The sequence below is a fragment of the Pseudomonas sp. TE50-2 genome, from assembly GCF_040813665.1.
In the GTDB taxonomy this organism is placed as follows: Bacteria; Pseudomonadota; Gammaproteobacteria; order Pseudomonadales; family Pseudomonadaceae; genus Aquipseudomonas; species Aquipseudomonas soli.
Genome location: NZ_JBFNXN010000001.1, coordinates 2044309 through 2067623, shown reverse-complemented (window position 1 = coordinate 2067623; position 23315 = coordinate 2044309). Strand labels below are relative to the sequence as shown.

Below are 23315 nucleotides of genomic sequence, written 5' to 3'. Positions count from 1 at the left end.
CACAATGCCTATCGGTTTCCTTGGCGAATAGAGACTGTCTATAAGGTGGATTGTCGAAGGATATTTCCTTAATCTCTGCGGCCTCGCTACAGTGCGCTCAACTTTTTTGGTTTTGGACCAACGCGTTGTAGCCTTCCCCAAGTGCTGCGTGGGTCCCTTTTAATTCCAGCTGGCGCAACCGGCGCACCGACGCCGGCCCCGTGCGGCCCGCTCGACAGGAGTTCGACATGTCCGAAGTACGTCATTCGCGCGTCATCATTCTCGGTTCCGGCCCTGCCGGTTACAGCGCCGCGGTGTATGCCGCCCGCGCCAACCTCAAGCCGCTGCTGATCACCGGCATGCAGGCGGGCGGCCAGCTGACCACCACCACCGAAGTCGACAACTGGCCGGGCGACCCCCACGGCCTGACCGGCCCGGCCCTGATGCAGCGCATGCAGGAACACGCCGAGCGCTTCGAGACCGAGATCGTCTTCGACCACATCAACGCCGTTGACCTGGCCAACAAGCCGTTCACCCTGCGCGGTGACAGCGGCACCTACACCTGCGACGCGCTGATCATTGCCACTGGCGCCAGCGCCCGCTACCTGGGCCTGCCGTCGGAAGAAACCTTCATGGGCAAGGGCGTGTCGGCCTGCGCCACCTGCGACGGCTTCTTCTACCGCAACAAGCCGGTGGCGGTCGTCGGCGGCGGCAACACCGCCGTGGAAGAGGCGCTGTACCTGGCCAACATCGCCAGCAAGGTGACCCTGGTACACCGTCGCGACACCTTCCGCGCCGAGAAGATCCTGATCGACAAGCTGCACGCCCGTGTCGCCGAAGGCAAGATCGAACTCAAGCTCAACGCCACCCTGGACGAAGTACTGGGTGACAACATGGGCGTGACCGGTGCGCGCCTGAAGAACAACGACGGCAGCTTCGACGAACTCAAGGTCGACGGTGTGTTCATCGCCATCGGCCACACCCCGAACACCTCGCTGTTCGAAGGCCAGCTGACCCTGAAGGACGGCTATCTGGTGGTCCACGGCGGCCGTGAAGGCAACGCCACCGCCACCAACGTCGAGGGCGTGTTCGCCGCCGGCGACGTGGCCGACCACGTCTACCGCCAGGCCATCACCTCGGCCGGCGCCGGCTGCATGGCGGCCCTGGACGTCGAGCGTTACCTGGACGGCCTGGCCAACGCCGCGCACTGATCCAGCCTTTGCGGGCCGGCCCGCTCCTGCACAGAACGTGGGAGCGGGCTGGCCCCGCGATAAAAAAACCGGCCATCTGGCCGGTTTTTTGTGCCTGCGATTCAGCTTACAGGCTGAGCCGCATCGACAGGTCCACCGCCTTCACATCCTTGGTCATCGCACCGATCGAGATGTAGTCCACACCGGTGTCGGCGATCACCCGCAGGGTGGTCTCGTTGACCCCGCCGCTGGCCTCGAGCTTGGCCTTGCCCGCGGTGATGCGTACCGCTTCGCGCATTTCATCCAGGCTCAGTTCGTCGAGCATGACGATATCGGCGCCCGCCGCCAGCGCCTGGCGCAGCTCGTCCAGGCTTTCCACCTCGATCTCCACCGGCTTGCCCGGGGCGATGCGGTGCGCCGCCGCCACGGCCTCGGTCACGCCACCACTGGCGGCGATGTGGTTTTCCTTGATCAGGAACGCGTCGTACAGGCCGATGCGGTGGTTGTGGCAGCCGCCGCAGGTAACCGCGTACTTCTGCGCCAGGCGCAGGCCCGGCAGGGTCTTTCGGGTATCGAGCAGGCGTACCTGGGTGCCCTCGACCAGGTCGGCCAGGAAGCGTGCGCGGGTTGCCACCCCCGAGAGCAGTTGCAGGAAGTTCAAGGCCGAGCGTTCACCACTGAGCAGCGAGCGTGCCGGGCCTTCGAGGTGGAACAGCGCCTGGTTGGCGGTGGCGCGCTCGCCATCGGCCACCTGCCAGTGCACCGCCACCCGCGGGTCGAGCTGGCGGAACACCGCATCGACCCAGGCGGTGCCTGCGATCACGCAGTCCTCGCGGGTGATGATGGTCGCCTTGGCCAGGCGCTCTGCCGGGATCAGCTGGGCGGTGATGTCGCCGCTGCCGATGTCCTCGAGCAGCGCGCGGCGCACGTTGGCTTCGATTTCGGCGGTCAGGTCGGCGAGGCGTAGGTTCGGCATGGTCGGCTCCACAAGCTAGGTGCCGGCGATTATAGGGCAGGGGGGCGGTGTGTACAGCTGCCGTGCCGATGACCTTTGGTCAGGCGGTTTGAGCAATTGGGCAAATGCATTGTCCGTTGAGGCGTGCGAAAGGCGTGCTAGCAGCTGTCAGAATTTTCACCGATAATAGCGCCTTGTAATTGGCGTCATAGCTTTGACGATTTCTCTTCCAGTCGAACAACGCAACATCCAGCAAGGAGTCCGGGATGCATGATGAAGGCAAGGTGGTGCCCTTGGCGGCTGCCATCGACCGGGGTGCGCGCGCGCCCTCGCCATGCCTTCCAGTCCTGCTCCTGCAGGTGCGCGACAAGGCCGCGCTGCAATTGCGCCAGGGCTTGCAGGCGCTGTTCGACAATGCCGACGACACCCTTTTCGAAATGGCCGACAAGGCCAGTGGCCGCCTCGACCAAAACCTGTACTTCGAAGCCATGCGTGACCTGCGCCTGAAGCGCAAGAGCATCGAGCGCGGGTTCCTCGACACCTTCTACGACGCCTTTGCCCGTATCGGCCAGGGCGGTGGGCTCGAGGCCCTGGTCAGGTCACAGACCCAGGACCGGTCGGCGCTGGAGCGCACCGTGGCCGTGCAGGCCATGGTCGATCGGGTGCTGTCGCGTGATGGGTTTCTGCTCGATCAACTGAACCTGCGCTTCACCACGTTGCTGGAAGTGCCGCTGGAAACCGCGCACAACCCACTCGGCCCAGGCAACCTCTGCGGTTACTTTCTGGATGCCGGGCGCAACCTGGGGGTTGGCGCCAACGTCAAGATGGTGCTGCTCAAGCTGTACGAGCGTTATGTGCTGCGCGACCTCGACCTGCTCTACGGCGAGGCCAGCCAGTTGCTCGCCAGTGCCGGCGTGCTGCCGGAGCTGCTGCCCGCGCCACGGCGCCGTGCCGAGGACCGGCGCGGCATTGCCAGGCGCGTGACGGCCAGCGTCATGCCGGGCGGCCTGCCCGACTCCGCCGGCCAGGCGTTCTTCGCCTCGGTGCAGGCACTGCTGGCGCCGGTGCGCGGGCGGGTCACGCCGCGTTTGCAGGCGGCCGGTGCGGCCCAGCCGACCAGTACCGGCGACCTGCTGCGCCTGCTCACCCACTTGCAGCACTATGTGCCGGCCCCTGGCGAGCCGGATGACTTCAACCTCGGCCAGCAGCTGGAGCAACTGCTGTTGCGGGTCAGCGTGCGCAGCGGCACGCGGCGGCGCATTGCCACCGACGACGAAGACACGATCAACCTGGTCGACCTGCTGTTCGCCTTCATCCAGGGTGACCACAACCTGCCGGCCAGCCTGCGCGCGTTGATCGTGCGCCTGCATATCCCGGTGCTCAAGGTGGCGCTGATCGACAAGGGCATGTTCAGCCGTGGCAGCCACCCGGCGCGCCGCCTGCTCAACGAAATCGCCGCCGCGGCCATTGGCTGGGAGACTGAGGCCGAGGGGCTGCGCGACAGCCTGCACCTGCGCGTCGAACGTATCGTGCAGCGCCTGCTCAATGACTTTTCCGACGATTGCGCCCTGTTCGACGAGCTGCTCGATGAGTTTCTCGCTTTCAGCCAGGATGAACGTCGGCGCAACGAACTGCTCGAGCAGCGCACCCGTGACGCCGAGGAGGGCCGTGCCCGTACGCTGCTGGCCCGCCAGCGTGTGCAGCAGGAGTTGAACGACCGCCTGCATGGCCGCGTGCTGCCGCAGGTGGTGGTGCAGATGCTGGTGCAATCCTGGAGCCAGGTGCTGCTGCTGGCCTGGCTGAAGCAGGGTGAGGCTTCGCCAGCCTGGGCCGAGGCCCTGGCGACGGTGGACGACCTGCTGGTCAGCATTGCCCCGTACCGTGAGCCGCAGCGCCTGCTGGAGCAGGTGCCGGGCCTGCTCAAGGCGCTGCGCGACGGCCTGGCGGGGGTGGCGCTGGACTCCGCCGCCACCCGTGATTTCTTCCTGCAACTGGAGAAGCTGCACCAGCGCGCCTGTGGCGGCACGCCGGAGGCGGATGCCGCGCTGGACGAAGTGTGGGTGGAGGACGATATCGTGCTGGTCGTCAGCGATGAGTCCGAGTTGGACGCTGGCCTGCCGCTCGACGAGCATGACCCTGCCGTTCATCAGGTACAGCGGTTGCAGGTCGGCACCTGGGTCGAGGTGATGGACGACGACGAGGCGATGCGCTGCAAGCTGGTGGCACGTATCGACAGCAACGACCGGCTGGTCTTCAGCAACCGCACCGGCATGAAGGTACGCGAATGGAACCGCATGGGCCTGGCCATGGCCCTGCGCCGTGGCGAGGTACGCTTGCTGGACGATGGCCTGCTGTTCGAGCGGGCGCTGGAGGCGGTGCTGGAGCAATTGCGTGGGCAGCAGGCGCAGCAAAGCTGAAGCTTCCTGCACAATCATTTACATGCAAGCACTGGCCACCCACGGCATACTGACCATCTGTCTCGGGCGTCATTTCAGGATCTGCACCATGCAATTGGACCGCGCGACCGGCTGGTTCACCGGCGTCAGCCACTGCCCCTCGCCGAACTTCAACGCCCGCCCCGAAGGTGAGGCCATTGCGCTGCTGGTCATCCACAACATCAGCCTGCCTCCGGCCTGCTTCGGCACCGGCAAGGTGCAACAGTTCTTCCAGAACCGCCTGGACCCGGACGAGCACCCGTATTTCGCGACCATCAACCACCTGACCGTCTCGGCGCACCTGTTCGTCGAGCGCGATGGCGCGGTGACCCAGTTCGTCTCGTTGCTCGATCGTGCCTGGCATGCCGGCGTGTCGCGCTTCGGCGAGCGCGAGGGCTGCAATGATTTTTCCATCGGCATCGAGCTGGAGGGCACCGACGAGCTGCCCTACACCGATGCCCAGTACGCCACGCTGGAGCGGCTGACCCGCGAGATCCGCGCGGTTTGGCCGGTGATCGACGCCCAGCGCATCTGTGGCCACAACGATATCGCCCCGCAGCGCAAGACCGACCCGGGCCCGGCCTTCGACTGGCCGCGCTATCGGGCCGCGCTGCAACGCAACGAGGACAAGGCATGAGTTTTCTGGTGTTGGTGCTGGCGCTGTGGGTCGAGAAGTTCTCGGCCCTGCGCCAGCGGTTGCAGCGCGACGGCTTCTATCTGGGCGAGCTGGTGCGCCTGGAGCGCAGCGGCAAGGTCCACCCGTGGTGGACGCTGAGCATCCTGATCCTGGCGCCGGTGGCGCTGCTCGTGCTGCTTTTGCATGTGCTGGAGCCGGTGGCCTACGGCTTGCTGGCGCTGCCGGTGCATTTGCTGGTGTTGGTCTACAGCCTGGGGCGCGGCGATGTGAAGGCGGCGTTGGGGCCGTTTCGCGACGCCTGGCGCCGGGGTGACGAACAGGCCGCGCTGCATGTGGCCGAGCGCGACCTGGGGCTGGCCGCCGACGATGCCCAGAGCTTGATCAAGCGGGTTCAGGGCCACCTGCTGTGGCAGGCCTACCAGAGCTTCTTCGCGGTGATCTTCTGGTACTTCCTGCTCGGTCCGGCGGCGGCGTTGGCCTACCGCCTGCTGGCGCTGACCATGGACAACAGCCGCCAACCGGCCTTGCAGAGCCTGGCCGGGCAACTGCGCCACGCCATGGACTGGCTGCCGGTACGGGTGATGACGGTGAGCTTCGCCCTGGTCGGTAACTTCGTCGCGGTGACCCGCGTGATGCTGCACGAACTGCTCGACTGGCATGTCAGCGCCGGACACCTGGTGGCCAAGGTTGGCCGGGTGGCCGACGATATCCCCGAGGAAGAGGACCGCCAGCGCGGGCTGGAGCGGCTGGACAGCCTGTGGGAGTTGCTGCTGCGCTGCGCGGTGTTGTGGTATGCCTGCTTTGCCCTGTGGACCGTGCTGGTCTGAATGCGAGGCTCCGCGGTGCCTGCATCGCGGCTAAAGCCGCTCCTACCGAACCGCGCTTAACCATAAGTTACAAACCTTGATTCCAATCTGCGCTATACAAAGCCACTGGCCCTAGATGGCCTAGTGCTACCCCGCAGAACAACAAGAATTCAAGGAGGTGACCTGTGAAGCGTCTGCTCTATCCGGCCATCGCACTGATGAACCGGCTGAGCTTCGGCATGAAGTTCAGCCTGATCAGCGTCCTGTTCTTCCTGCCCATGCTGGTCACCAGCTTTTATCTGGTACGCGACGCCTACAACCAGCTCCAGGCCACCCGTGGCGAATTGCAGGGGCTGGCGCCGTTGTCCGAGAGCCTGACATTGCGCGGCGACCTGGAGACCCTTGGCAACCTGCTGCAGATCAACGCCGTGCTGGGCCAGTCGGGCCAGGCCGGCGATGTGGAAAGCCGTATCGCGGCGCTGCAGGACAAGGTCCAGGCCCGGCTCGATGGCCTCAAGGGTAGCGACCCTGCGTTCGAGGCCAAGCGTGTCGAGCTGGCCGAGGCCTTCGCCAGTGCCCGTGACGAAAGTTCGCTGCAGAACAAGGCGGCGCTGTTCGACAAGTTGCTGGCCCAGGCCCAGGTGCTGGGCAAGCTGGTGGCCAGTCAGTCGGGCCTCAGTCAGGACAGCCAGGCCTCGGTGCGTCAGTTGAGCGAGCTGCTCGGCAATGCCACGGCCCAGGTGACCCAGGCCATCGGTGAGGGTCGGGCAATGGGCGCGGTGGCCCTGGGACGTGGCTTCATGGACTCCTCGGGCAGCGCGCGTTTCGAAGACCTGCTGCAGCGCCTGGAGCGCTTGTCCGCCGATTACGCCATTCGCCTGGATGACGCCCTGGCAACCGATGCCGGGCTCAAGCTTGCGCTCGCCAGCAGCGCCCAGGCCAGCCAGGCCACCGTCAAGCAGGCGGCGACCCTGTTCGAGGACCAGGTGGTAGTGGCCGAGAGCCTTGACGCGCCGTGGGCCGGTTTCTACCAGCAGACCAGCGACCTGATGGCGCAGACCTACCGCTTGAACGATGCCGTGCTGGCCCATCTGCACGGGCAACTGGAAGAGCGCCTCGGCCAGCACCGCCTGCGCACGGTCGCGCTGGTGGCGGCCTTGGCCAGCGTCTTCGCATTGATCATCTACCTCTACAGCGGCTTCTACGTATCCACCCGGGAAACCCTCGGCAACCTCGGCACCGCCATGGACAAGGTGGCCGCAGGCGACATGACCATCAGCTTCCAGGCCAGCAGCCGGGACGAGCTGGGCGAACTGGGGCGTGGTTTCAACGAGACCGTGCGGCGCATTCGCGGGCTGATCGAACAGGTCGGCAAGACCGTAACCACGGTCGAGGAACAGGCCGGCCAGGTGCTGTCGGTGTCGAGCCGCAGCAACCAGGCGGTCAGTGGCCAGCGTGAGCAGATCGAGCAGGTGGCCACGGCCATGAACCAGATGAGCGCCACCGCGCTGGAGGTCGCCCGCAGCGCGGCCCTGGCCGCCGAAGGCGCGCAGCGGGTCAACCATGAGAGCGCCTCGGGCCGCGACCTGGTGGAAAGCCAGCAGGGCAGCATCGCCCGCCTGGCCGGCGAGATCGACCAGAGTGTGGCGGCGGTGAACCAGCTGGCGGGCGACAGCCAGGCCATCGGCCGGGTCTTGGAGGTGATCCGCAGCATCGCCGAGCAGACCAACCTGCTGGCCCTCAACGCGGCCATCGAAGCAGCCCGAGCCGGCGAGCAGGGCAGGGGGTTTGCCGTGGTTGCCGATGAGGTACGCACCCTGGCCAGGCGCACCCAGGATTCCACCGAGGAGATCGCGCAGATGATCCAGCGCCTGCGCGAAGGCGTGGGTGCGGCGGTGCGGGTGATGGGCAGCAGCCACCAGATGGCCGCCGGCACCGTGGACGAAGCGCGCCAGGTGCAGCAGGCGCTGGGCAATATCCTTGGCGCGGTCGGCGGGATCGTCGAGCAGAACCAGCAGATCGCCGCCGCCGTCGAACAGCAGACCGCCGTGGCCCACGACATCGACCAGAACATCGTGGCGATCAACCGTGCGGCGCAGGACACCACCGAAGGCGCTTGTCAGACCGAGGATGCGAGCCGCGCATTATCGGCGCAGGTGGTGGAGCTCAAGCGGTTGATCGGGGCGTTCAGGGTGTGATCAAGGCCGACGCGGATCCTGTGTCGGACTGCCAGCCAAACACCTCGCAGGCATTGCGACTGCTGGCTTCTGCCAGCAGCGCTGTCTCGATCCCCATGACTTCGGCCAGCGCCCCGGCAATCTCGGGTAGGTGCTCCGGGCTGTTGCGCTGCCCCGGGAACATCGCCGGCGCCATGTCCGGCGCGTCGGTCTCCAGCACCACGCTGTCCAGCGGCAGCCGCGGCAGGGTCTTGCGCAGGCGCAATGCCTGGGGCCAGGTGCCGGCGCCGCCGAGTCCCAGCTTGAAGCCGAGCTTGATGTACTCCCGCGCCTCTTCGTAGCTGCCGGCAAAGGCATGGATGATCCCTGCCCGCGCCGGCTTGTAGCGCTTGAGCGTTGCGATCACCTGGGCGTGGCTGCGGCGCACATGCAGCAGCGACGGCAGCTCGAAGTCGCAGGCCAGTTGCAGTTGGGCCTCGAACAACGCCTGCTGGCGCGTCGGGTCCAGTTCGGGCAGGTAGAAGTCCAGGCCGAACTCACCCACCGCGCACAGCCGTGGATTGCCGCGCAGGCGTTCGAGCCAGTCGCGCAACTGCGCCAGGTGCTCAGGAAGGTGCTGCTCGAGGTAGATCGGGTGCAGCCCCAGCGCCGCGTACACGCCTTCGTTGGCGCAGGCCAGGTCCCAGACTCGCTGGAAGTTGTCCTGGTACACCCCCAGCACCACCATGCGCTCCACCCCGCGCGCCGCCGCGTTGGCCAGAAGGCGCGGGCGGTCGGCGTCGAAATCGGCGAAGTCGAGGTGGGTGTGGGTGTCGATCAGGCGCATGGTCAGGCCTTGGCGATCCGCTGCTTGAAAGTGCGACCGATGGCGTGCACGCCGGGCTCGTAGCGCTTGTCCTCGATGGCGGCCAGGGCCAGTTCCAGCGCGGTGGCGGCAATCAGGCCGTGCTGCTGGGCCATGGCGTTTACCGGCAGCGGCAGGAAGTCGAGCAACTGGTTGTCGCCGAAGGTGCCCAACTGCAGCTGGCGTGAGTCCTCGGGGCGCGCCTGAAGTGTGTCGAACACGCCTTGCAGCAGCACGTACGAAGTGGTCACCAATGCATCCGGCAGGCCACCCAGTTCATCGATCAGCTGTTGCATCAGGCGTTGGCCGCACTCGCGGCTGAAGGCTTCGCCCTGGCAGCGGCGCACTTCGCCGGCGAAACCTTGCAGGGCCTCGTCGAAGCCCCCGGCACGGGCCTGGCTCACCGACAGTTCGGGGCGGGCGCCGATCAGGGCGATGCTGCGCGGGCGGGTTTTCAACAGGCTCTGGGCCAGTTGGCGGCTGGCGTCGCGGTCATCGCTGATCACCGAGCAGAAGTGCGCCGGGTCCAGGCGCCGGTCGATGGCGATCACCGGCAGGCCCTTGGCCTGCAGCTCGCGGTAGCTCTCGTCTTCCGGCGGCAGGCAACTGGCGACGAACAGCGCGTCGCAGCGCCGGGCACGGAACAGCTGCTGCAACTGGCGTTCGCTGTCGGGCTGGTCGTCACTGCTGGCGATCAGCAGCTGGTAGCCACGGGCACGGGCGCCTTGCTCCAGTTGCTTGGCGATGCGGGCATAGCTGGGGTTCTCCAGATCCGGGAGAATGAAGCCCAGGGTGCGGGTGTGGCGGCTGCGCAGGCCGGCGGCCTGGGGGTTCGGGGTGAAGCCGTGGGCCTCGACCACCGCACGCACGCGCTCGACGGTGCTGCTGCTGATGCGCTGCTGTTCGGCCTTGCCATTGATGACGTAGCTGGCGGTGGTCACGGACACACCGGCCAGACGGGCGATATCGCTGAGTTTCACCGAATTTTCCTTGTTGTTTCCGGGACTGCCTGCGGGGCTTGACCGGCTAGTTTCACCCATCGACGGGCCCGCGCGCAGGCGACCATTGTCGCAATTGTCCGACAGGATGGGGCTTTTTCGTTGGCAGATTATCGAGTAACGTGGCCGCTTGGTCAGATTAAACGTTTCAGCAAGGCGAATTTTCCTGCCTGAAAATCAGTCTTCGCCGGTTGTGCTGATCGTTTCGGCGGCTTTTGTCGTCGAATTCCACAACAATACCTCGGTAGCCGACGGGGCTGCCGCAAAAGGAGAGGGTCATGCTCGAGCTTGCCGTTGAGCAGATTGCCATGGGCCAGCGTGCCGCCGACAAGGGCGAGGCACTGGCGCTGCTGGCCGATCGACTGGTTGCCGATGGTCTGGTCGCCGAGGGTTACCTGGCGGGGCTGCAGGCCCGGGAGACCCAGGGCTCGACCTTCCTCGGCCAGGGTATCGCCATTCCCCACGGCACGCCGCAGACCCGCGAGCTGGTGTTCGCCACGGGCGTACGCCTGCTGCAGTTTCCCGACGGCGTGGACTGGGGCGACGGCCAGATCGTCTACCTGGCCATTGGCATCGCTGCCCGCTCCGATGAACATTTGCGCCTGCTGCAACTGCTGACCCGCGCCCTCGGTGAAACCGACCTGGCCGAGGCGCTGCGTCGCTCCGGCAGCGCCGAGGCACTGCTCAAGTTACTGCAAGGTGCGCCACGCGAGCTGGCGCTGGATGCCCAGCTGGTCGGCCTCAACCTGGCGGCGGAAGACTTTGACGAACTGGCCTGGCGTGGCGCTCGTCTGTTGCAACGCGCCGGTTGTGCCGACAGCGGCTTTGCCGCCGTGCTGCAGCAGACCGAGCCGCTGCCGCTGGGTGAAGGCCTGTGGTGGCTGCACAGCGAACGTGAGGTGCGCCAACCGGGGCTGGCCTTCGTCACCCCGCAGCAACCGTTGCGCTACCGCGATCAACCGCTCAATGGCCTGTTCTGCCTGGCCAGCCTCGGAGCGGCGCATCAAGCCCTGCTCGAGCGCCTGTGCGAGGTGCTGATCGAGGGACGTGGGCAGATGCTCTACCAGGCCACCAGCAGCCGCGCCGTGCTCGAAGTGCTCGGCGGCGAGGCGCCCGCCGACTGGCCCAGCGCCCGGATAGTATTGGCCAACGCCCATGGCCTGCATGCTCGCCCTGCAAAGGTACTGGCGCAGTTGGCCAAGGGTTTCGAGGGCGAGATCCGCATACGGCTGCACGACAGCGCCCAGCCCGCCGTCTCGGTGAAGAGCCTGAGCAAGCTGCTGAGCCTCGGCGTTCGTCGTGGCCAAGTTCTAGAATTGATCGCTGAACCTGGCATCGCAGCCGATGCCTTGCCCGCGTTGCTGGCGGCTATCGAGCAGGGCCTCGGCGAGGAGGTCGAGCCCTTGCCGCAAACGGCGGCAGTGGAGCAGCCGCAGGTCGAAACCCTCCAGGCCCCGCCGCCCGGCAGCACCCTGCAGGGTGTCGCGGCCGCGCCGGGCATCGCCAGCGGTCCGGCCCATGTCTGCGTCGAACGCGATATCGACTACCCGCTGCGCGGCGAGTCGCCTGCCCAGGAACGGGCCAGGCTGCGCCAGGCCATCGACACGGTGCACGCCGATCTTCAGGCCCTGGTGCAACGCAGCGACAAGGCCATCGGCGAAATTTTCGTCACCCATCAGGAAATGCTTGCCGACCCGGCCCTGACCGACGACGTCGAGCTGCGCCTGGCCCAGGGCGAAAGCGCCGCCGCTGCGTGGATGGCGGTGATCGAAGCCGCTGCCCGTCAGCAGGAGGCCCTGCACGATGCGCTGCTGGCCGAGCGGGCCGCCGATCTGCGCGATATCGGTCGTCGGGTGCTGGCGCAACTGTGCGGCGTCAAGGACAGCGCCGAGCCAGAGCAGCCCTATGTGCTGGTGATGGCCGAAGTCGGCCCTTCGGACGTGGCGCGCCTGGACCCGGCACGGGTCGCCGGCATCGTCACCGCCCAGGGTGGCGCCACCGCGCACAGCGCCATCGTCGCCCGCGCCCTGGGCATCCCGTCGGTGGTCGGGGCCGGGGCGGCCGTGCTGTTGCTGGATAGCGGCACGCCGCTGCTGCTCGATGGTCAGCGCGGGCGCGTCGTGGTTGCGCCAGCCGAGGCCGAGTTGCAACGAGCCCTGGCAGAGCGTGATGCCCGCGAGCGTCGGCTGCAGATCGCCTGGGCCAACCGCCATGAGCCCGCGCGGACGCGCGACGGCCATGCCGTCGAAGTGTTCGCCAACATTGGCCAGAGCAACGGCATCGACAAGGTGGTGGAGCAAGGTGCCGAAGGCATCGGCCTGTTGCGCACCGAGCTGATCTTCATGGCCCACCCGCAACTGCCCGACGTGGCGACCCAGGAAGCCGAGTACCGTCGGGTGCTCGATGGCCTGGCCGGACGGCCACTGGTGGTGCGCACGCTCGACGTCGGGGGCGACAAGCCCTTGCCGTACTGGCCGATCGCGGCTGAGGAAAACCCCTTCCTCGGCGTGCGCGGCGTGCGCCTGACCCTGCAACGCCCGCAGGTGATGGAAGACCAGCTGCGCGCCTTGCTGCGTGCAGCGGACAACCGCCCGCTGCGCATCATGTTCCCCATGGTCGGCCAGCTACATGAGTGGCGCGCCGCCAAGGCCATGGTCGAGCGCCTGCGTCAGGAGATCCCGGTGGCCGACTTGCAGGTAGGCATCATGGTCGAAGTGCCGTCGGCCGCCTTGCTGGCGCCGCAGCTGGCCCGTGAAGTGGACTTCTTCAGCATCGGCACCAACGACCTGACCCAGTACACCATGGCCATCGACCGCGGTCACCCGAGCCTGTCGGCCCAGGCCGACGGCCTGCACCCGGCAGTGCTCAACCTGATCGACATGACCGTGCGCGCCGCCCATGCCCAGGGCAAGTGGGTGGGCGTGTGCGGCGAGCTGGCGGCCGACCCGCAGGCGGTCGCGGTGCTGCTGGGCCTGGAGGTGGACGAACTGAGCGTCGCCGCCCGCAGCATTCCTGAAGTCAAGGCCCTGGTGCGCCAGGCCGACCTTTCGACGGCTCGCGCCCTGGCGCGCGAGGCCCTGCAACAAGACAGCGCCGAGGCAGTCCGGGCGCTGGTGGAGCGTTATTGATGGCCAAGATCCTCACCCTCACCCTCAACCCGGCGCTGGATATCACCATCAGCCTCGACCGCCTGCGACCCGGCGCGGTCAACCGCAGCCAGGCCCAGCACAGCCATGCCGCCGGCAAGGGGCTGAACGTCGCCCAGGTGCTGGCCGACCTGGGCCACAGCGTCACCGTCGGTGGTTTCCTGGGGCAGGACAACCTGGCGCCGTTCGAGGCGCTGATTGCCTGGCGCGGGTTCGCCGATTGCTTCGTCCGCGTGCCGGGCGAGACCCGCAGCAACATCAAGCTGGTCGAGGCCGATGGCCAGGTCACCGATATCAACGGGCCAGGGCCGCAGGTCGACGAGGCCGCCCGCGACGCCTTGCTGCAACGTCTGGCCCACGTGGCCCCGGGGCATGACGCCGTGGTGGTGGCCGGGAGCCTGCCACGGGGGATCAGCCCCGAGTGGTTGCGCGAGCTGCTGCTGATGCTCAAGGCGCAGGGCCTGAAGGTGGCCCTGGACAGCAGCGGCGAAGCCTTGCGCGCAGGCCTGCAGGCCGCGCCCTGGCTGGTCAAGCCCAACACCGAGGAGCTGGGTGAAGTCCTCGGGCTGCCGGTGCAGGCCGCGGACGAGCAACGCGCGGCCGCACGGCGGCTGCTCGCCACTGGCGTCGAGCATGTGGTGGTGTCCCAGGGCGAGCAGGGCGTGAGCTGGTTCGCCGCTGGCCTGGCGCTGCATGCGCAACCGTCGAAAGTGCGCATCGCCAGTACCGTCGGCGCCGGTGATTCGCTGGTCGCCGGCATGGTCCATGGCCTGCTCCAGGCCGAAGCGCCCGCCGCTACCTTGCGTCGTGCCACCGCCATCGCCGCCCAGGCAGTCACCCAGGTCGGCTTCGGCATTCACGACCGTGAGCAACTGGAGCGCCTGGAAGCCGCCGTGCGCCTTACAGAACAACAAGAAGAGGGCTGCTGATGAACATTGCCATTGTCACCGCCTGCCCCAACGGCCAGGTGTCCAGCGTGCTCAGCGCCCGCTTGTTGGCCGCCGCCGCCCAACGTCGGGGCTGGAAAACCTGCGTCGAGGTGCACGACGCCGAACACCCGGAGCTGCGCCTGACGCCAACGCAGATCGCCGAGGCCGACTGGGTGCTGGTGGTCAGCACCGGGCCGGTGGACCTGGCGCGCTTTGCGGGTAAGCGCCTGTACCAGAGCACGCCGGCCCAGGCCCTGGCCGACCGTGAAGGCTTCCTCGACGAGGCTGCTGCCGGCGCCCAGGTGCAAGTGACGCAAACCCCGGTGCATGGCGCGCCGAAGATCGTCGCTGTGACCGCCTGCCCGACCGGCGTGGCCCACACCTTCATGGCCGCCGAAGCCCTGCAACAGGCGGCGCAGGCCATGGGCTACCAGCTCACCGTGGAAACCCAGGGCTCGGTCGGCGCGCGCAATCCGCTGCCGGCCGAGGCCATCGCCGCAGCCGATGTGGTGTTGCTGGCTGCCGATATCGAAGTACCGGCTGCGCGCTTCGCCGGCAAGCGCATCTACCGCTGCGGCACCGGCATCGCCCTCAAGCAGGCCCGCGCCACGCTGGACAAGGCCCTGGCCGAGGGCAAGGTAGAGGCGGCGGGAACGACCGGCGCGGTTTCGCCGGCCGAGAAGACCGGTGTCTACAAGCACCTGCTGACCGGGGTGTCGTTCATGCTGCCGATGGTGGTGGCTGGCGGTTTGCTGATCGCCTTGTCGTTCGTGTTCGGCATCGAGGCCTACAAGGAGCCCGGCACGCTGCCCGCCGCCTTGATGCAGATCGGCGGCGAAGCGGCGTTCAAGCTGATGGTGCCGCTGCTTGCCGGCTATATCGCCTGGTCCATTGCCGACCGCCCGGGCCTGGCGCCCGGGATGATCGGCGGCCTGCTGGCGAGCACGCTCGGGGCGGGGTTCATCGGCGGCATCGTCGCCGGCTTCCTGGCCGGCTACAGCGCCAAGGCCATCGCCCGCTGGGTGCGCCTGCCCAGCAGCCTCGACGCGCTCAAGCCGATCCTCATCATCCCGCTGCTGGCCAGCCTGTTCACCGGCCTGGTGATGATCTACGTGGTCGGCCAGCCCGTGGCGGCCATGCTCGAGGGACTGACCCATTTCCTTGACAGCATGGGCACCACCAACGCCATCCTGCTCGGGCTGCTGCTCGGCGGCATGATGTGCGTCGACCTCGGCGGGCCGATCAACAAGGCCGCCTATGCCTTCTCGGTGGGGCTGCTGGCCTCGTCGAGCTACGCGCCGATGGCCGCGACCATGGCCGCTGGCATGGTGCCGCCGATCGGCCTGGGCATCGCCACCTTCCTGGCCCGGCGCAAGTTCGCCCAGAGTGAGCGCGAGGCCGGCAAGGCGGCGCTGGCGCTGGGCCTGTGCTTCATCTCCGAGGGCGCGATCCCGTTCGCCGCCAAGGACCCGCTGCGGGTGATTCCGGCGAGCATCGCCGGGGGCGCGCTGACCGGGGCCTTGTCGATGTATTTCGGCTGCAAGCTGATGGCGCCCCATGGCGGGCTGTTCGTGCTGCTGATCCCCAACGCGATCAACCATGCGCTGTTGTACCTGCTGGCCATCGTCGCTGGCAGCCTGCTGACGGCGGTGGTGTATGCGCTGATCAAGAAGAGCGAGCAGGTGGAGATGGTCGTGGCGCCGGCCAAGGGCTAGGCCCGCGATTGCTCCATCAAATGCTTCAACCCCTGGTCTTGCCCCGCAACGGTTTCAGCAGATCGCCCAACCCGTTGTGGTCGATCTCGTGCATCAGCGCCAGCAACCCGCCCAGCTCCCCGGGCGGGAAACCCTTACGGGCAAACCATGCCAGGTAGTCCCCGGGCAGGTCGGCGATGATCCGCCCCTGGTACTTGCCAAAAGGCATGGTGCGGGTGACCAGCAGTTGCAGGGTTTCGGGTTTCATCGGGCGGTGGCCTGTGGCGGTTGAAGCGCGACCTTACTGCAAACTGCACGACGACCCAAGCGGCGATCATGCAGAACGCCGTTGAACGGTATGTTTATGAAATCATCAAGCTACTGATTTACATGAATTATTTTTATTTACTAGGCCTGGCACGAAGCCTGCTCCGATCAAGGTGACTATCACCTGCCAAGGAGTTGTTGCCATGAGTAATCCCAACAAAGACACGATCGACGTACTCAACGACCTGATCGAGTACAGCAAGGATGGTGAGAAAGGCTTCAAGACCTCTGCCGAGGATGTGAAGAACCCTGAGCTCAAAGCCTTCTTCGTACAGCGGGCAGGCGAATGCGCCAGTGCCGCCGCAGAGTTGCAGGGCGAAGTGCGGCGCCTGGGCGGCGACCCGGAAACCAGCACCAGCATCAGCGGCGACCTGCACCGTGGCTGGGTCAACCTCAAGTCGATGGTCACCGGCAAGGATGAAGAAGCGGTGCTCAATGAAGTGGAGCGTGGTGAAGACCATGCGCTGAAGGCCTACAAGGAAGCCCGCGAGAAGCTGGTCAAACTGGGGCGCTCGGCCAATGACACTTCGTATGCCTTGGTAGAGAAACAACTGCAGGGCGTGCAGCGCAATCATGACCAGGTGAAGGCTCTGCGTAACGCAGCCCGCGCTCGGTCCTGATCAGCATGGGGCCGTGTAACGGCCCCATGACTCACCCCTCGGGTCCTTCCACCCGGTTCCGGCCATTGGCCTTGGCCCGGTACAACGCCTCGTCCGCATCACCCAGCAGCGCCGCCAGGTCCTGATGGGTACCGGGGATATGCAGGCCAATCCCCACACTGACCGTCACCGACCGCTCGTCATCGCCGAATGGCGGCATCGCCTCGACACTGGCGCGAATCCGCTCGGCCAGCAACCGGGCGCCGGCCAACTCGGTTTCCGGCAGCACCACCTGGAACTCCTCCCCGCCGTAACGCGCCGCCAGGTCCGCAGGGCGGCGGATGCACAGCTCGATGGTGGTGGCCACCTCGCGCAGTACATGGTCGCCACCGGCATGGCCATGGCGCTGGTTGAAGGCCTTGAAGTGGTCCACATCCACCATCAACACCGCCAGCGGCTTGCGGTTGCGCTGGGCGCGCGCCCATTCCTGGCGCAGCACCTGGTCGAGGCGGCGGCGGTTGGCAAGGCCGGTGAGGCTGTCGGTGGCGGCGAGGGTGGCCAGGCCCAGTTCGGCATCGTGGCGCCGACGTAGCTCGCGGCCCAGCAGCAAGGTCAGCCACAGGATGCCGATGCACAACACGCCGGTGGCCACGCTGACCACGATCGCGGTACGCCGCCACGACTGGAACACTTCATCGGCCGAGTGGGCCACCAGCACGATCAGCGGCAGGTCGGCGACCCGGGCGAAGGTGTAGAGGCGCTGGCCCTCATAGGCCGTCGAGCGGGCGGTGAAGCTGCCGCTGCGCTCGCTGAGGATGCGCTTGAAGTTGGGGCGCTCGCTGAAGCTGGTGCCGATCAGTGGATCCTGCGGCCGGGTCGGCTGGCGCGCCAGCAGTTGGCCATCGGTATTGAGCAGGTTGATGCTGCTGTCCACGCCGATGTCCAGGCGCTGGAACAGCTCGTTGAAATAGGACAGGCGCAGGGCCCCGGCCGCCAGGCCCTGGAACTCGCCACTGGCGCCTGAGATGCGCCGGCTGAAGCTGATGCACCAGTCCAGGTTGCCCAGCCGCGCCTTGAACGGCGGGCTGATCAGCAGGCCCAGGCCTGGGCGGTCGCGGTGCGCCTGGAAGGCCACGGTGTCGGCGAAGTTGGCCTGGCGCGGCACCGCGCTGGTGGAGTCGCCGAGCACGTCGCCCTTGGCGTCGAGCCAGAGAATGTCGCCGCGCACCGGCGCGGAGAAGGCCTGGTTGAACAGGATCTGCTGGCGCAGCTTGGTCGGCACGTTGAGCAGTTCGGGGTGCTGCACGGCCCAGATCAGGCCCTTGAGCGACTGGTCGTAGAGTTCGACGTTGCGCAGGATATCGCTTTCGATCAACTGCACGATGTTGCTCGACGAGCGCATTTCCGATTGCTCGACGCTGTCGCGCTCGCGGGCCAGCAGGTAGCCGACGATGGCCACGATGGCGAGCACGGCAAGGCAGCTGCCCAGGTTGAGGACCAGCTCGGGGTGTGACTTGTACAGGGCGGATCGTGGTGATCGGGTGGGCAACGTCATGCTCGCAACTGCATAAGCCCCGGGATCCATGGGGAGTGGGCCGGAAAGCGGCGGCGGTATTTTAGGCAAGGCGGGATTGTCGGACAAGATCAAAGGTGTTTTGCCCGACGGAATTGATTCAGTAGGCCTGCGATGGGATGTACGACATTTCCGAATCTGAAACCAAATGCTTCAGTTGGGCTGTGCTTGGGACCTATCCTACGCGCTTGCCGGAAGGATCTGGATAGGCCGGGAAATGCATCAGGGCTAACGTCGTCGGGTCGCCAAATTTGGTGACCGGGCGTGAGAAACCCGAACGATGTTGGTTCCGCATTCTGTTACGGCAGCCGTGCATGGGCAGACTTAGGTCTGGCCGGGTTCCAATGTCCTCGGTTTTCTCACCCCATGTACGGCTGCCACCCTTATCTGGTGAGAAAGGATGAGCTGGCGGTTTCCTTTAACGACATTGGAAATTGCTTATGAAAAAGCTGGTACCTGATCCACCCATCCCCTACATCTCCATCATCGACCATCTGCCCCTCGCCGAAGTCTGGGAGCATGCCGCTGTCCTGATGACCATGATGACCCGTACCTGCGACGTCTACATGGCCTTTCCCGTGGATGAGCGTCCGGAGATCCTGGTGGAGAACATTTCCATCCTCAGCCGGCTGCTGAGCTGCCTGATGGCCCACGCCAGGTCGCTGGAGGCGCAGCCATGAGCGAGCAGCCCGATATGCCCGTCACCGCTGGCGACGAGACCTTCCTGGAATGTTATCGCGTGCTGCCGGGTGTGCCCTTGAGCCGGGCATTCGATGAGCTGTCGGTATTGCAGGATTGCATCCTGCACCTGACCACCGAGGCGGAAATGGAAGGGGACCTGAAAGCAGGGAGTGCGGCGCGGATGCTCAGTGCCATGGCCAAGGCGCTGATCAATGACCTGGAAACAGGACTGAAAAGAAACAGTTGAAGCAGAGCATCGCCGGCAAGCCGGCTCCCACAAAAAATAGCGCTGTACCTGTGGGAGCCGGCTTGCCGGCGAAACGAGGGCGTAGCCCTCGCCCGCGATGATGGATCAGAACACGTTCAGCGGGTAATCCACGATCACGCGGAATTCGTTGTTGTCCTGCTCACCCGAGTACGCCGCGTTGGCCCGGTGCGTGGCATAGCGCAGCAGCACCGACAGGTCCTTCATCTGACCCTCCTGGAACACATACTTCACGTCGAAGTCGCGCTCCCAGTGCCGGGCGTTCTTGCCGTCGGCGTTGTAGAAATCGTAGTACTGGGTGTCCTGGCTGGCCTTGGTCAGGTCGGCCTTGCCGCGCGAGTACGACAGCGAGGTGCTCAGGCCTGGGATGCCGAGGCCGGCGAAGTCATAGTCGTACTGCAGCTTCCACGAGCGCTCGTTCGGCGCGTTGAAGTCCGAGTACATGCGCGAGTTGTCGAGGAAGATGCTGTCGCCCAGGTTGATGTAGTCGAATGGCGTGTCGCCATTGACCCGCTGGTAGGCGGCGGTGACGCTGTGGTACCCGGCGGCGACGGTGAAATGCACGCTCCAGGTGTTGTTGTCGATGCTGCCCAGCTTCGACTGGCCGGTGTCCTGGGTGTGATAGAAGTGCACGCCCGGGTTCAGGCTGACCAGGTCGTTGACCGCGTAGGTGTAGTCGAAGTCGGCGTAGTACTGGTTCCAGATGTCCTTCAGCTCGGCGGCGTAGAGGTTGGCGGTGACGCCCTCGGTGCCGCTCCACGACGCGCCGGCCCAGCTCAGGTTCTGGCTGTCCTGCTCGGGCGTCTGGTTGCTGTAGTAGGTGTTGATGCGGCGGTGGCCGCTCTGGTTGTACGGCTTGGTGAAGCTGACCTTGCCGCCTTCGAGCATCAGCCCGTCGATGCTGTTGTTGGTCAGCGCGACGCCGCGGAAGGTCTGCGGCAGCATGCGGCTTTCGCCACCGGCGATCACCGGGTTGGTGAGGAACAGGTCACCGGCCTTGAACTCGGTGTCGAAGCCCTTGAGCTTGATCGCGCCGCCGGCAGTGGAGAAGGCGTGGCGCGCCTTGTCTTCTGGCGCGCTCGGCAGGATCGAGGTGCCGGCGCGGCCATCACCGCCGTCGAGCTTCAGGCCGACCATGGCGTGGGCGTCGAGGCCGAAGCCGATCACGCCAGGCGTGTAGCCGGACTCGAAGCGTGCGACGGCGCCCTGGCCCCACTCGCGCTTGTCCTTGATCGAGGCATTCTTCTCGTTGCGATTGAAGTAGGCATTACGCAAATGCAGGTTCAGCGTGGAACCCTCGATGAAGCCATCAGCCTTGTCTTCATCGGCCTGTGCGGCCACGGGCATCGTTGCGGCCAATGCAACGAACAACGGGGTGAAACGAAACGCGAAAGACACCGGTACAAACTCCTTTGGTCAAGCGATGGGGCAGTTTTTTATTGTCGTGTCTGCAAGTTCTTATTAGAGACGTAACAGCCAGGCTGAGATTTTCGACGCATAAAAAAAGCCGCTGAAAGGCAGCGGCTTTGAAAGGCTAACATATCGTCACAGGCAGTGCCCATGGTGTAGCCCAGGGAAAACTGGAAACAGTTGGCGTGGTCGGTCAACTATCGGCATCGGAATCGACAGATACCTTGGAAGCGGTCTGCTGTGCGTCTTTAGCCGCAGCGGACTGCTGCGCGGCGTAGGCGTCACGCGCCTCCTGGTGAACCGCGGCGAGTTCGGCGTTGCGGGCGACGAAGGCCGGGGATTCTTCCGCCATGGCCAGGGGCGACAACAACAGGGAAGACAGGACGAAAACGCTGGCAATACCCATACTGTTGGACATTTGGAACAACCTTCTTGCGGGGCAAGTGCTAATGGAGACAGGGCTAAAGTTAGTCCTGTAAACAGCGTGGAAACAGAGGCTGTTCAGATAAGCACTGTTGCGCAAAAAGTAATGATCGCGGCAAAAACACTCAGACTTTTACCGCAAACCCGCGTAGTTGAGCGCTCGGCAAGTTGATACCGAAGGTATTGGCCCCGGCCTCGCTGTGCACGAAAACACTGCCGCCGTGCATCAGGGCGATTGCCTTGACGATGGCCAGGCCCAGTCCGTGGTTGCCGCCGCCGCTGTTGGCGCGGGCCGCATCCACCCGATAGAAGCGCTCGAACAGCATCGGCAGGTGTTCTTCATCTATCGCCGGCCCTGGGTTGCTCACCGCGATGCTGACTTGTTCGTCATCCGCCTCGATGCGCACCTGGATCGCCTGGTGCGGTGCGGTGTGCTGCACGGCGTTGTTCAGCAGGTTGATCAGCGCCCGGCGCAACTGGGCCTTTTCGATGCAGGCCTGGGCATCGCCGCTGACGGTGACGCTGACGTGGGCGTCTTCGAGGATGTAGTCGAGGTAGTCGAGGGTGGTGGCCACTTCCTCGGCCAGTGAGGCCTGGGTAAGGGCGGTGGCCTTGCTGCCCTGGTCGGCGCTGGCCAGGAACAGCATGTCGTTGATGATGCTGCGCAGGCGCTCGAGTTCTTCGAGGTTCGATTGCAGTACCTCGAAGTAGTGCTCGGCGCTGCGCCCGCGGGTGAGGGCGACCTGGGTCTGGCCGATCAGGTTGGTCAGCGGCGAGCGCAGTTCGTGGGCGACGTCGGCGTTGAAGGCTTCCAGTTGCGAATAGGCCTGGCTGACGCGGTCGAGGGCGGCATTGAAGGTGCCGGCGAAGCGCGCCAGTTCCGGCGGCAGGTCGCGGGTCTGCAGGCGACCGTCCAGGCGTGGCGGCGCCAGGGCCTGGGCTTCTTCGGAGAGGGCGAGCAGGGGCCGCAGACCAATACGCGCGACCCAGTAACCAAGCAGCGAAGCCAGCAGCACGCCGAAAGCCGCCAGGCCAACGATGGCCACCAGCAGGCTGTGCTGGGCCTGCCAGAAGGTTTCAGTGTCGATGCCGATCAGAAAACGCAGGGGCGGGCGCTCACCCTGCGCGGGCAGCTCGCTGACCAGCACCTTGTAGGGATAGAGGCTGTCGGACAGGCGCAGCTCGCGCATGCCCACAGGGCCCTTGGCGAAGCCGCGCACCTGTTCGCTGGGCTGGCCGTACTCGAAGGCCGGGGCGCCGCTCACCACCCAGAAGCGGATGCGTCGGTCTTCTTCGCTCAGCAGGTTGAGTTTGTTGTTGATCTTGGCCCAGTGCTCGGAGGTGCCGAAGCGGTTGAGGGTGGATTCGAGCACGCTGAAGCGTGCGTCCAGTTCGGCCGCTGGCAGCAGGTCGAGGCTGTGGTCGACCTGGCGGTACAGCGCGCTGCCGATCAGCACGAACACGGCCAGCGCCACCAGGGCGAAGAGCGCCGACAGGCGCAGGGCGATGGAGTTGCGCCAAGGATTCATGGGGCGTTACCTGCGGCCGATTCATAGGGGCGGGTACTGCAGGTTTCAGCCTCGATGTTCCAGGACATAGCCCATGCCTCGAATGGTATGCAGCAGCTTGTTGTCGAACGGCCCGTCGAGCTTGGCGCGCAGGCGCTTGATCGCCACCTCGACGACATTGGCGTCACTGTCGAAATTGATGTCCCAGACCAGCTCGGCGATGGCGGTCTTGGACAGGATTTCGCCCTGGCGCCGGGCCAGCACGCTGAGTAGCGAGAACTCCTTGGCGGTCAGGTCCAGGCGCTGGCCGGCACGACTGGCCTTGCGCGCCATCAGGTCGATCCACAGGTCCGCCACCTGGATCTGCAGCGGCTCATGAATGGCGCTGCGCCGGGTCAGGGCCTGCAGCCTGGCCACCAGTTCGAGGAACGAGAACGGCTTGCCCAGGTAGTCGTCGGCGCCTTCGCGCAGGCCGTGGATGCGGTCCTCGACCCGCTCGCGGGCGGTGAGCATGATCACCGGCGTCTGCTTGCGCGCCCGCAGCGCGCGCAGCACGCCGTAGCCATCCAGGCCAGGCAGCATCACGTCGAGCACGATCACCGCGTAGTCGCCTTCGAGCGCCAGGTGCAGGCCGTCGATGCCGTCGCGCGCCAGGTCGACGGTGAAGCCCTGCTCGGTGAGGCCGCGATGCAGGTAGTCGGCGGTTTTTTCTTCGTCTTCGATGATCAGCACACGCATG

At 65.9% G+C, this 23315-nt stretch carries 20 protein-coding genes; 11 read left to right on the top strand and 9 right to left on the bottom strand.

The features are described from left to right. The first annotated feature begins 227 nt into the window (after positions 1-227). Positions 228-1190 carry a thioredoxin-disulfide reductase gene (gene trxB, locus AAHK21_RS09395; RefSeq protein WP_367857081.1) on the top strand — a complete coding sequence of 321 codons (963 nt, stop codon included), beginning with the start codon at positions 228-230 and terminating at the stop codon, positions 1188-1190. A 106-nt stretch (positions 1191-1296) separates the two neighbouring features. Here trxB and nadC read toward each other — a convergent pair whose 3' ends face one another. Further along, positions 1297-2145 carry a carboxylating nicotinate-nucleotide diphosphorylase gene (gene nadC / locus AAHK21_RS09390; protein ID WP_367857080.1) on the bottom strand — a complete coding sequence of 283 codons (849 nt, stop codon included), beginning with the start codon at positions 2143-2145 and terminating at the stop codon, positions 1297-1299. A gap of 245 nt (positions 2146-2390) precedes the next feature. Here nadC and AAHK21_RS09385 point away from each other — a divergent pair, with 245 nt between their 5' ends. The 4 genes from AAHK21_RS09385 to AAHK21_RS09370 all read left to right on the top strand — a co-directional run bounded on the left by AAHK21_RS09385 (position 2391) and on the right by AAHK21_RS09370 (position 8200). Next, positions 2391-4541 carry a DUF1631 domain-containing protein gene (locus AAHK21_RS09385; RefSeq protein WP_367857079.1) on the top strand — a complete coding sequence of 717 codons (2151 nt, stop codon included), beginning with the start codon at positions 2391-2393 and terminating at the stop codon, positions 4539-4541. 88 nt (positions 4542-4629) lie between these two features. After that, a complete protein-coding gene (gene ampD / locus AAHK21_RS09380) occupies positions 4630-5196 on the top strand; it encodes a 1,6-anhydro-N-acetylmuramyl-L-alanine amidase AmpD (RefSeq protein WP_367857078.1) in 567 nt (188 codons plus the stop codon). Next, positions 5193-6023 carry a regulatory signaling modulator protein AmpE gene (gene ampE / locus AAHK21_RS09375; protein WP_046857076.1) on the top strand — a complete coding sequence of 277 codons (831 nt, stop codon included), beginning with the start codon at positions 5193-5195 and terminating at the stop codon, positions 6021-6023. The genes ampD and ampE overlap by 4 nt, the downstream gene beginning before the upstream one ends. A gap of 164 nt (positions 6024-6187) precedes the next feature. Continuing rightward, positions 6188-8200 (top strand): methyl-accepting chemotaxis protein, encoded by a 2013-nt coding sequence (locus AAHK21_RS09370; protein WP_367857077.1) that lies wholly within the window; start codon positions 6188-6190, stop codon positions 8198-8200. Here the strand turns inward: AAHK21_RS09370 and AAHK21_RS09365 are convergent. Both AAHK21_RS09365 and cra read right to left on the bottom strand, forming a co-directional pair. After that, a complete protein-coding gene (locus tag AAHK21_RS09365; protein ID WP_367857076.1) occupies positions 8190-9005 on the bottom strand; it encodes a TatD family hydrolase in 816 nt (271 codons plus the stop codon). The two genes, AAHK21_RS09370 and AAHK21_RS09365, sit on opposite strands and share 11 nt — an antisense overlap. A gap of 2 nt (positions 9006-9007) precedes the next feature. After that, positions 9008-10003: a catabolite repressor/activator gene (cra, locus tag AAHK21_RS09360; RefSeq protein ID WP_104444502.1), complete on the bottom strand. Its 996-nt coding sequence runs from the start codon at positions 10001-10003 to the stop codon at positions 9008-9010. A gap of 296 nt (positions 10004-10299) precedes the next feature. Between cra and ptsP the strand changes: the two genes are divergently transcribed. From ptsP to AAHK21_RS09345, 3 genes are read left to right on the top strand one after another with little or no spacing between them, the layout of a single operon-like run. Then, on the top strand, positions 10300-13149 hold the full coding sequence (gene ptsP, locus AAHK21_RS09355) for a phosphoenolpyruvate--protein phosphotransferase (RefSeq protein ID WP_367857075.1): 2850 nt from the start codon (positions 10300-10302) through the stop codon (positions 13147-13149). Then, the gene (gene pfkB, locus AAHK21_RS09350; RefSeq protein WP_367857074.1) at positions 13149-14096 is read left to right on the top strand and encodes a 1-phosphofructokinase; all 948 of its coding nucleotides are present in this window, start codon (positions 13149-13151) and stop codon (positions 14094-14096) included. The genes ptsP and pfkB overlap by 1 nt, the downstream gene beginning before the upstream one ends. After that, entirely contained in the window at positions 14096-15811 is a 1716-nt protein-coding gene (locus tag AAHK21_RS09345; RefSeq protein WP_367857073.1) for a PTS fructose-like transporter subunit IIB, read from the top strand. Before pfkB ends, AAHK21_RS09345 begins: the two co-directional genes overlap by 1 nt. Positions 15812-15836: 25 nt before the next feature. Here the strand turns inward: AAHK21_RS09345 and AAHK21_RS09340 are convergent, their stop codons facing one another. After that, positions 15837-16058 (bottom strand): DUF3820 family protein, encoded by a 222-nt coding sequence (locus tag AAHK21_RS09340; protein WP_031315465.1) that lies wholly within the window; start codon positions 16056-16058, stop codon positions 15837-15839. Between the two features lie 202 nt (positions 16059-16260). Between AAHK21_RS09340 and AAHK21_RS09335 the strand changes: the two genes are divergently transcribed. Beyond that, complete coding sequence (locus AAHK21_RS09335; RefSeq protein ID WP_367857072.1) at positions 16261-16737, top strand: PA2169 family four-helix-bundle protein; 477 nt, start codon at positions 16261-16263, stop codon at positions 16735-16737. Between the two features lie 31 nt (positions 16738-16768). On the opposite strand, the gene AAHK21_RS09330 is transcribed toward AAHK21_RS09335, so the two are convergent. Further along, positions 16769-18265: a diguanylate cyclase gene (locus AAHK21_RS09330; RefSeq protein ID WP_367858974.1), complete on the bottom strand. Its 1497-nt coding sequence runs from the start codon at positions 18263-18265 to the stop codon at positions 16769-16771. A 464-nt stretch (positions 18266-18729) separates the two neighbouring features. Here AAHK21_RS09330 and AAHK21_RS09325 point away from each other — a divergent pair, with 464 nt between their 5' ends. Together AAHK21_RS09325 and AAHK21_RS09320 are read left to right on the top strand one after the other, a co-directional pair. After that, positions 18730-18969 (top strand): hypothetical protein, encoded by a 240-nt coding sequence (locus AAHK21_RS09325; protein ID WP_367857071.1) that lies wholly within the window; start codon positions 18730-18732, stop codon positions 18967-18969. Continuing rightward, complete coding sequence (locus AAHK21_RS09320; RefSeq protein ID WP_102682501.1) at positions 18966-19217, top strand: DUF3077 domain-containing protein; 252 nt, start codon at positions 18966-18968, stop codon at positions 19215-19217. Before AAHK21_RS09325 ends, AAHK21_RS09320 begins: the two co-directional genes overlap by 4 nt. A 105-nt stretch (positions 19218-19322) precedes the next feature. On the opposite strand, the gene AAHK21_RS09315 is transcribed toward AAHK21_RS09320, so the two are convergent. The 4 genes from AAHK21_RS09315 to AAHK21_RS09300 all read right to left on the bottom strand — a co-directional run bounded on the left by AAHK21_RS09315 (position 19323) and on the right by AAHK21_RS09300 (position 23314). Further along, complete coding sequence (locus AAHK21_RS09315) at positions 19323-20633, bottom strand: OprD family porin (RefSeq protein WP_367857070.1); 1311 nt, start codon at positions 20631-20633, stop codon at positions 19323-19325. 205 nt (positions 20634-20838) lie between these two features. After that, entirely contained in the window at positions 20839-21063 is a 225-nt protein-coding gene (locus tag AAHK21_RS09310; RefSeq protein ID WP_367857069.1) for a hypothetical protein, read from the bottom strand. Between the two features lie 130 nt (positions 21064-21193). Further along, entirely contained in the window at positions 21194-22597 is a 1404-nt protein-coding gene (locus AAHK21_RS09305) for a heavy metal sensor histidine kinase (protein ID WP_367857068.1), read from the bottom strand. 45 nt (positions 22598-22642) lie between these two features. Beyond that, positions 22643-23314 (bottom strand): heavy metal response regulator transcription factor, encoded by a 672-nt coding sequence (locus tag AAHK21_RS09300; RefSeq protein WP_046857063.1) that lies wholly within the window; start codon positions 23312-23314, stop codon positions 22643-22645. Position 23315: the final 1 nt, after the last annotated feature.